The 8,339-nt window shown below is 58.8% G+C and carries 5 protein-coding genes; all 5 read right to left on the reverse strand.

Annotation, left to right across the window (positions count from 1 at the left end; all coding sequences use genetic code 11):
• Positions 1–287: 287 nt before the first annotated feature.
• Entirely contained in the window at positions 288–2,774 is a 2,487-nt protein-coding gene (locus ACF8AM_RS05305) for a S9 family peptidase (protein ID WP_392554630.1), read from the reverse strand.
• A gap of 457 nt (positions 2,775–3,231) precedes the next feature.
• Positions 3,232–4,659 carry a dihydrolipoyl dehydrogenase gene (gene lpdA / locus ACF8AM_RS05310; protein WP_392554631.1) on the reverse strand — a complete coding sequence of 476 codons (1,428 nt, stop codon included), beginning with the start codon at positions 4,657–4,659 and terminating at the stop codon, positions 3,232–3,234.
• 96 nt (positions 4,660–4,755) lie between these two features.
• Positions 4,756–5,364: a 30S ribosomal protein S4 gene (gene rpsD / locus ACF8AM_RS05315; RefSeq protein WP_231846140.1), complete on the reverse strand. Its 609-nt coding sequence runs from the start codon at positions 5,362–5,364 to the stop codon at positions 4,756–4,758.
• Between the two features lie 309 nt (positions 5,365–5,673).
• Positions 5,674–7,056, reverse strand: coding sequence for a Gfo/Idh/MocA family protein (locus tag ACF8AM_RS05320; RefSeq protein WP_392554632.1), 1,383 nt, complete (start codon positions 7,054–7,056; stop codon positions 5,674–5,676).
• 777 nt (positions 7,057–7,833) lie between these two features.
• A partial coding sequence (locus ACF8AM_RS05325) for a hypothetical protein (protein WP_392554633.1) occupies positions 7,834–8,339 on the reverse strand: 506 nt, incomplete at its 5' end.

Raw genomic sequence — 8,339 nt, forward strand, 5'->3', positions numbered from 1 at the left:
CTAGGACCGCCCCCGTTGGGGCTTTGTATTCTTGGTCCCGCCACAACCCAGGGCGTTGCCCTGGGCTGGAATAGGACTGCCCCTTTGGGGCGAAGTCGCAGAGCAAACTCCTGCGCAGTCCAAAGCGGTGTCAATCCTAAGCAGCACGTGAAGCTGCGGAAGGGCGCGAGCCTTCCGGTTCCTCACCGGGCGGCTTACGCCATGCCGCTAACATCGTCACTTGTTGTTCATGCGTTACTAAGCACTGAGCAACCGGTCGCAACGTTCCGTGGCCAACACGTGGGTTTCTACTTCAGATGCTGAAGGATGAAGTTGGTCATCATCGTTCGCAGGTGGTAGCGTGTACCTTTGCCTTCGCTGACTGAGTGAGTTCGTCCGGGGTAGGCAAACATTTGGAACTGTTTGTTCTCGGCAATCAGTCGGTCGATCAGGCGTGCCGAGGAGGCGTAATGCACGTTATCATCCGCGGTTCCGTGGATCAGCAGCAGAGGGTCAGACAGGCCGCTGGCGTGTGTGATCGGTGAACCCGCTACAAACGCGTCGCGATTCTCAGTGACCAATCCCATGTAGCGTTCTTGGTAAATCGTGTCGTAATCCAGTTGATCTGGGACGGGCGCGACCGCGATTCCCATGGAGTAGAGTTCAGGGAACTGAAACAGCCCGTTGAGCGTGGAAGATCCGCCTCCGCTCCATCCCCACAGGCCCACTCGATCGGGATCGAGGGTTGAGAAATGTTTCAGCATCGCTTGGGTCGCGTGAGCTTGGTCGGAAATCGAAAGGCGGCCGATCTTTTTATAGATCGATTGCCGGAACGCTTTGCCTCGCGGCGCATTGGCTCCTCGGTTGTCGACGCTGGCGACGGCAATTCCATGTTGCGTCAGCAGGCGATGCCATAGGTAGGTGGTTCCGCCGTATTGGTCCAGCACCGTTTGTCCAGCAGGTTCGCCGTAGACATGAACCAGAAGCGGTGTGCTCTTCGGGGGCAAGGATTTCGTCGTTCCATCTTGTCCCACCGGCATCATGATCCACCCGTCCAGTTCGAGGTCCTTGGACGCTGGGTCATCGGTGAATTCGCCGATGGGCAGTCGCACGAATTCGGTGTGAACCGGTGCGAGTTTCTGCAGGGTCTCTTCCAGTTTTTCGTTCTTGGAAATGGATTGCAATCGCTTGTAAGGTTGGAGCTGAACCAGTCTTTGCACTGGGGCGGAATTGAAGTCGGACCAAGACTCGACGGCGTACTCAGCCGTGGGGCTGATCAAATAACTGTAGGTGCCGCCTTCGTCGGGTGACACGCGTTGCGGTGTCGTCTTGGGGTGTCCGGCCAATCCTTGTTCGAGCGATACACGGTAGAGGGCTCGTTGAGATGCATGTTCCGGTGATGCGATGAAGTCGATGTGGCTGCCATCTTTCGCAACCGCGGCGATGGAGATCACATCCCAGGATCCACCCGTCACGGGCGTGATTCTGGAGGGTAGATTGGATTCCGATTCCAGCGAATCAGAGGAAGGGATTTCGATGGCTTCGATGTGTTGCCATCCTGATCTTTCCGATAACCAGAGCAGTCGCGGTGCCGGATCGTTTGCGTCATCACCAGCCAGAACGGAACCGGGCAGCCAGTGCAGTTCTCGGAGGTGTCGGACCCAGGCGTCGCTGACTTCCGTGTGAATGTTGACGCAGTGGCCTGTTTGGGCGTCGCACAGGAAGATGTGGTTTTGATTTTGTTTTCGGTTGAGTTGTTGAACCAGCAGTCGCTGATTGGCGTGAGCAAACTCGCTGGGCAGCCAATCGACGGCGGCGATGTAGTTTTCACGCGGGTCGCCTGGTAGGTCCAGCCAAACGGTTTCTTTGGACGTTTTGTCCCACACACCGACTCGGGCAGCGGAGTTGGTTTTGCCAACTTTGGGGTAGGCGAACTCGATCGTTTTGGCATAGCGCTCGGACGTGTTGTCGATCATCGTCTGGGTCGGAACGCCGTTGCTGTCCAGTTCCCAAAACGCCAGTTTTTGACCGTTGGGGCTGAACCGGAGTCCGTTTCGCAGGCCGAGTTCTTCTTCGTAGACCCAGTCGAACGTTCCGCTGATGAGTTTGGGGTCGTCGGAGCCTGCGACCATTTCAACTTCACCCGATTGGCAGTCTTCCAGGTAGAGATCGTTGTCGCGAACGAAGGCGATCGAGGTTCCGTCGGGCGCGAAGGTCGCAAACATGGTTTTCGCGTCGGGGGCATCTGTGCCGCCAACCTTCCGCCAGGTTGCGTCGGGTGATTCGTCGCTGAGGTCACGCAGCCAATAGTCGCCACGGGTGTGTTGCCGCCAGACTCGACGGGTGTTGTTGTAGACGAGCAAGTAGCGTCCGTCGTCCGAGAGCGTCCACTGGCTGATCTCGATTGGTTTGGGGGCTGTGTCGTCTTCGTTTGATTCCGCCTCGGTTGGCTCGGCAGGCAGTAAAAACGTTTCGCGAGTAACGACGGTGGCCGCTTCCAAATCGGGAATGGAGAGCTGGTTCAGCGCTGGTCCTTCTTTCCCGGACTGGCGTTCCCACAAGATGTCTTCGGTGTTGTCCCAGGTCAGTGTGCGAGATTGGGATCGGAAGTCGGGTGTCTTGAAAAGCCGGCGGAGCGAAAGGACCGCTGGATCTTTCTTGGGTGGTGCTGGAGGGGCCTGAGTCTGCTCAGTCGAATCCGCCATCGCTGGTGAGATTGTGGCGGAAAACTGGCCGAGGAAGCCGGCGGTCAGAGCGAGCGTGGCGGTCAGGACAATACGTCGGCGGACGAGCATGCAGCACCTTTGTGATCGTGAGAGAAGGCATCCAGTTTGCCTTGTCCCACTCTCCGTTTCCAGTGTTTGCAGGAGAAACCGAAGCAGCGGAAGAAACCAAGCCAGCAATCACCACCGAAGGTGAACGGCACGGCGCGTCGCCTCGGCTGGACGCTATGTCGTGCGGCCATGGGCATAAGGCCGGCGATGTTTTCCGCGGGGTGCGATCCAGGGGTGAGAGGAAGACTGCAAATTGCAAGTTGGTGGCGAGCGGTTTAGCACCACCTGAGACCCTGAGACCCTGAGACCCTGAGACCCTGAGACCCTGAGACCCTGAGACCCTGAGACCCTGAGACCCTGAGACCCTGAGACCCTGAGACCCTGAGACCCTGAGACCCTGAGATCCTGAGATCCTGAGACCCTGTGGCCCTGAGACCCTGTGGCCCTGTGGCCCTGTGCCCCTTTTCCTCTCCCCCCCCTACTTCCGTTTCGGCTTGTAGATCTCGGTGGCGGTTCCGAAGTGGACTTCGCCGGCGTTCATCAGCGTTTCGCTGAGCGTTGGGTGTGGGTGCACCGATTCGGTGATGTCGGTCACTTCGCAGCCCATTTCGATGGCCAGCACGGCTTCGGCGATCAGTTCGCCGGCTCCAGAGCCAACGATCCCGCAGCCGAGCACGCGATGGGTTTCAGGGTCGACCAGCCATTTGGTCAAGCCGTTGGTCACTCCGATGGCCTGGGCACGACCGCTGGCCGCCCACGGGTAGACCTCGACGTCGACCTTCCGGCCGGCGGCTTTGGCTTCGCCTTCGGTGAGGCCCGCCCAAGCGATTTCGGGGTCGGTGAACACGACGGCTGGGATGGCGGCTTTGTCGAAGGCGACGTTTTTTCCGGCCAAGACTTCTGCCGCAACACGGCCTTCGTGGGTGGCTTTGTGAGCCAGCATTGGGTCGCCGGCGACGGCGCCGAAGGCCAGGATGTTAGGGTCAGCGGTGCGTTGTTGTTCGTCGCAAACGACGAAGCCGCGTTCGTTGACTTCGACCTTGGTGTTTTCCAGGCCCAAACCACGGGTGACGGGGCGGCGGCCGATGCTGATCAAGACACGGTCGTATGACTCCGTGCCGAACTTGCTGGGGCCTTCGAAGGTGACCACGACTTTGTCGCCGTCTTCGGCGAGTGAACCGACTTTGGTGTTCAGGAACACTCGGCCGTCGCACATCTTGTCGATCTTCTTGGCCAATGGTTTGACGAGGTCGCGATCGGCGCCGGGCAGCAGTCCTTCGCCGAGTTCGACGACGCTGACTTTGGATCCTAAGTGAGCGTAGACCGTTCCCATTTCCAAACCGATGTAACCGCCACCGACGACGAGCAGCGTTTCAGGAATGTCTTTGAGTGCCAGTGCGCCGGTGCTGTCCATGACTCGGTCGCTGCCGATGTCAAAGGCGGGCGGCATGGCGGGAACGCTGCCGGTCGCGAGAATGCACTTGTCGAATGTCAGCTTGCCGCCTTCTGGAATCGAATCGTGGTCGCCTTCGAGTTGCAGTTCATTGGAGCTGACGAAAGTGCCGCGAGCCTGGATGACGGTGACATTGCGGCGTTTGGCCAGTCCGCCGAGTCCGCCAGTCAGGTTGTCGATGACTTTGTCTTTGCGGGCCCGGACGACGTTGACGTCAATCTTTGGTTCGCCGGAGTACTCGACGCCCCACTCGGATTTCAATTCTTCGACTTCGCTGATCACCTTGGCGACGTGAAGGAGGGCCTTGCTGGGGATGCAGCCGCGGATCAGGCAGGTCCCGCCGAGGCGAGGTTCGGCCTCGACGATGGTGACTTCCATTCCTTCGTCAGCCGCCAAAAAAGCCGCCGCGTATCCACCAGGGCCACCACCGAGAACAACAACCGGAGCGTGCATGATTGAAACCAGAGCAAAAAAAGAGACGATTCGGGAAAGGAAACGGCCGCGTGAAAACCACGCGGCCGAAGAGTTGAAATCCGTTGTTGCCCCGCGTTAGCGAGACAAGAATTCGACGACGCTGTTAGCGTCGACGGGCAGGCTGATGTCAACCGCGCCTGGCAGCGACAGGACGGTCGCACGCAGCGTTTCGCTGTCGAACGAGACCCAATCCAGTCCATCTGGTGGCGAGTTGGCGATCACGCCGCGGTACAGGTTCTTCAAGTTTTCGCGGCCGCGAACTTCGATCAAATCGCCAGCGCGAAGCATGTAGCCGGGCTTGGTGACCTTCACGCCGTTGACGCGGAAGTGGCCGTGGGTGATGCCCTGGCGAGCTTGTGGGCGAGTCTTGGTGAAGCCAACGCGGCGAACGACGTTGTCCAAACGGCGTTCGCACATCAGCAACAACAATTCCCCGGTGTTGCCCGATTTGCGGCCAACGTTTTCAAAGTAGCGACGGAGTTGGCGTTCGCCCAATCCGTAGTAGTGTTTGATCTTTTGCTTTTCCATCAAAGCCGCACCGTAGTTACTCGGGCGACGACCGCGAGTGTGCATCCCTGGTGGTTGCGGACGACGGTCCATCGCACGGGCTGCGCCGGCTGTTTCGTAAAGCATCGTGCCGAGGCGGCGATTGATGCGGGCTTTTGGTCCTGTGTAACGTGCCATCGTGACTTTCACGGTTGTGCTAAACGTCGCGTCTGATCGACTCCGAACCGGTCTCTGAAAGCCGAATTGCTCAACGAAAAATCCGTGAACGATCCAATTCAGTGACCCGTTTCGCGAGCGAATCCTCGTTCAAGAACGAGGCTGCAAGTGCGACGTGCAGCGGGGAATTGCGGCGTGTTCCTTCGCGTCGTCCGCCATTGGACTCACGTGTTCACGCCAGAATTTTGAAAACGGGGCCGCACGGGGCGTCGTGGGGCCCCGTTTTGACACGAGGAATGAAAGTCAATCGATCACACAATCGACCGGATTTCAGCTTGCCGCGTGGGTTTCGGCTGAAAATCCTTCCCGCGACTTGCGACTCATCAGCCCATTGGCTTGCTCGTCGTCGACAAATCGCTCGGCTTTCGGGTCCCATTTCAATTCACGGCCCAACATCAACGCAATGTTGCACAGGTGACACGAGGTCATTGTGCGGTGGTGCGACCACACGTCTGAGATCGGCTGACCGCCGTCTTCAATGCAGGCAAAAAAGTTTGCCATGTGGCTCATCGCCGCTTTTCCTTTGCGAAGCCCAGCGATTTTCTCGTCGAGTTTGGCGTTGTCCTCGTCCGTCAGTCGGTCGACCGGAGCACCAGTCAATTTGCCGCGGTTGACGAAGATCCGGCCTTTGTCGCCTTCGAACAGGATTCCGTTGGGGAAATCGATGTTCTCGTCTTCGCGTTTGTAGTGGTCGGTGACCACCATTTTCGAGCCGCTTTCAAATGTTAGCTCGATGTTGAACTTCATCGCCGTGTTGTAGCCGTTGGGCAGCGAGGCTTCTCCGTTGAAGAACGAGTTCCAGTTGAAATCCGCGGGAACGGTTTTGGGGAATTCGCCGGTGCCTTTGATTGTGGTCGGGCCGTTTTCACCAGGAGCCAACGCCCACTGAGCGATGTCGATGTGGTGGGCACCCCAGTCCGTCATCTTGCCGCCGGAATACTCAAAGAACCAACGGAAGTACTTCCGGCGTTCTTCGCAGTAATCGGCCTCAGACGCTGGCCCGACCCACAGGTTCCAGTCTAAATCGTCAGGGGCTTCCTCGGTTTCAAATGGTCCGTCGCCAGGAGCACCGCCGATCGCGATGTAAGCATTGACGTTGTCGCCGACGTAGCCCGATTGGACCATCGCGATCGCTTTTTGGAACAAGTCACCTGAGCTGCGCTGTTGGGTTCCGACTTGGAACACGCGGCCGGTTTCTTCGACGACTTTGCGGATCTGTTTGCCTTCGTCGATCGTCAGCGTGAGCGGTTTTTCGCAGTAAACGTCGGCTCCGCTTTGCAAGCATGCGATTGCGATTGGCACGTGCCAGTGGTCGGGAGTCCCAATCGTGACCACGTCTGGTTTTTCTTTTTCCAGCATCTCGCGGTAGTCGCGGTACTTGTTCAGCTTGCCATCGAATTTTTGGTTGAACTCTTCGGTGTGCAGGTCGTCCACATCACAAACCGCCACCATCGTCGCGAATTTCGCGGCGGCGTGAGCGATCGAGCCGCCACGGTTGTAGCGTCCGCGGCTGCCGCCAACGCCGATGGCTGCCAGGCGAAGTTTTTTGGTCTCTTCCGCCGCGATCAGCTTGGAAGAAGCGGCCAAGCTCGAACCAGCGGCAGCGCCGGCCAGGGCACTGGTTTTCAAGAATCCACGGCGTGAAGGTTGCATCGAAGGGGCTCCGGGGTGTTTGTGGGGGAGGCGGGGCGGACGGTGATTGGCATGGAAGACGCCGCTCATTGCCTTTTGCAGGGGGAATGATAGCCCATGGGGGCGAGTGGCGGGAATCGTTTGCAGCCTTGGCGATTGTGAGTTTCAGCCGGGGCGTTTGCAAATTGCAAAGTGAACATTGCAAATTTGAAATTGGGTGGGTGGGTCGGGGGGGAGCGTCCGCTTGAGCCGCTGGCGTTCGCCTCGGTTGCGTGTGACAGCCATGGCTAAGGTTTTGGTGCACAGGTTCTGTCACCCCTCCGGGGTTTTGGTGCCTGGGGAGCAGGGCTGTTTCCGGGGCCTCATGGCCCCGGCAGTGGCTATGTCGGCCCATCCGGGCCTGGTGGGAATGTGCCGAGTCGATCGCCAGCGTGTCAGAATGAGTCCCGAAGGGGCGGCACAACCATTGCCGGTGGCGTCAGCCACCGGCTGATTGGCCTCCTGCAACCCCAAGGCCTGAAGGGCCGACACAAGTTGCCAGCGGCCTGCCTGCCGATTTGCATTCACAAAGTGGCGATGAAGCATCAAATCTGTAGGCCAGGTCGTAACTGACGACCTTATGCAACGCCACGGGGAGAGATAGGCGTTGCGAGCGGTCCATGGGTCTCGCGAGCCCATCGTTGATCGGCCGTTGATCAACGCCAGTTGCGACCTGACCTACAGAATGGGCGTGGATCACTCCGTTGATCCAGCGTTGGAGAGATGTCATCGGACCGGGGAGGAAACGGTCCGAATCGATCAGTCCAGTTCGATCATTTCGACGGGCATGATCACGTCGTCCGCGTTGAGCAATTGGAAGTTGCTGCAGCGTGAAAGATGGAACTGACGAGGTTCTTCCCGGCACAGGCAGAGGCCGAGGAATCGGTCGGAGGCCGCGAATCGGATGGGGCTGACGGTTCGGCGAGTTCGCTTGCCCTTGGAGTCGACGTAGTCCAATTGCACGACAAATCGGTCGCTGTCGGCCATCGCGGTCCGAAGCACCCGAGCGGGGCTCCATTTCGCGTTGGCACGTTTGCAAACTTGATCGTGCGAGCGAGCGAACGTTTCACCGGCGGGAGCGAACGCGGAGGGAACTTGTTCGCTGGCGTTGAATGCGGCGGGTGAGAGCGTGGCGACTGACATGGAAAGCGGTCCGAAAGAACGGGGCGGCGATGAATCAAACTTCGATGTTGATATGATCGCCACCGCCGTGACACGTTTGGTCACGACAGGCAGAAGGCCCCGCTTTTCGCGTCTTCCGCCTC

It is taken from the genome of Rhodopirellula sp. JB055 (assembly GCF_043100905.1).
Lineage (GTDB): Bacteria > Planctomycetota > Planctomycetia > Pirellulales > Pirellulaceae > Rhodopirellula.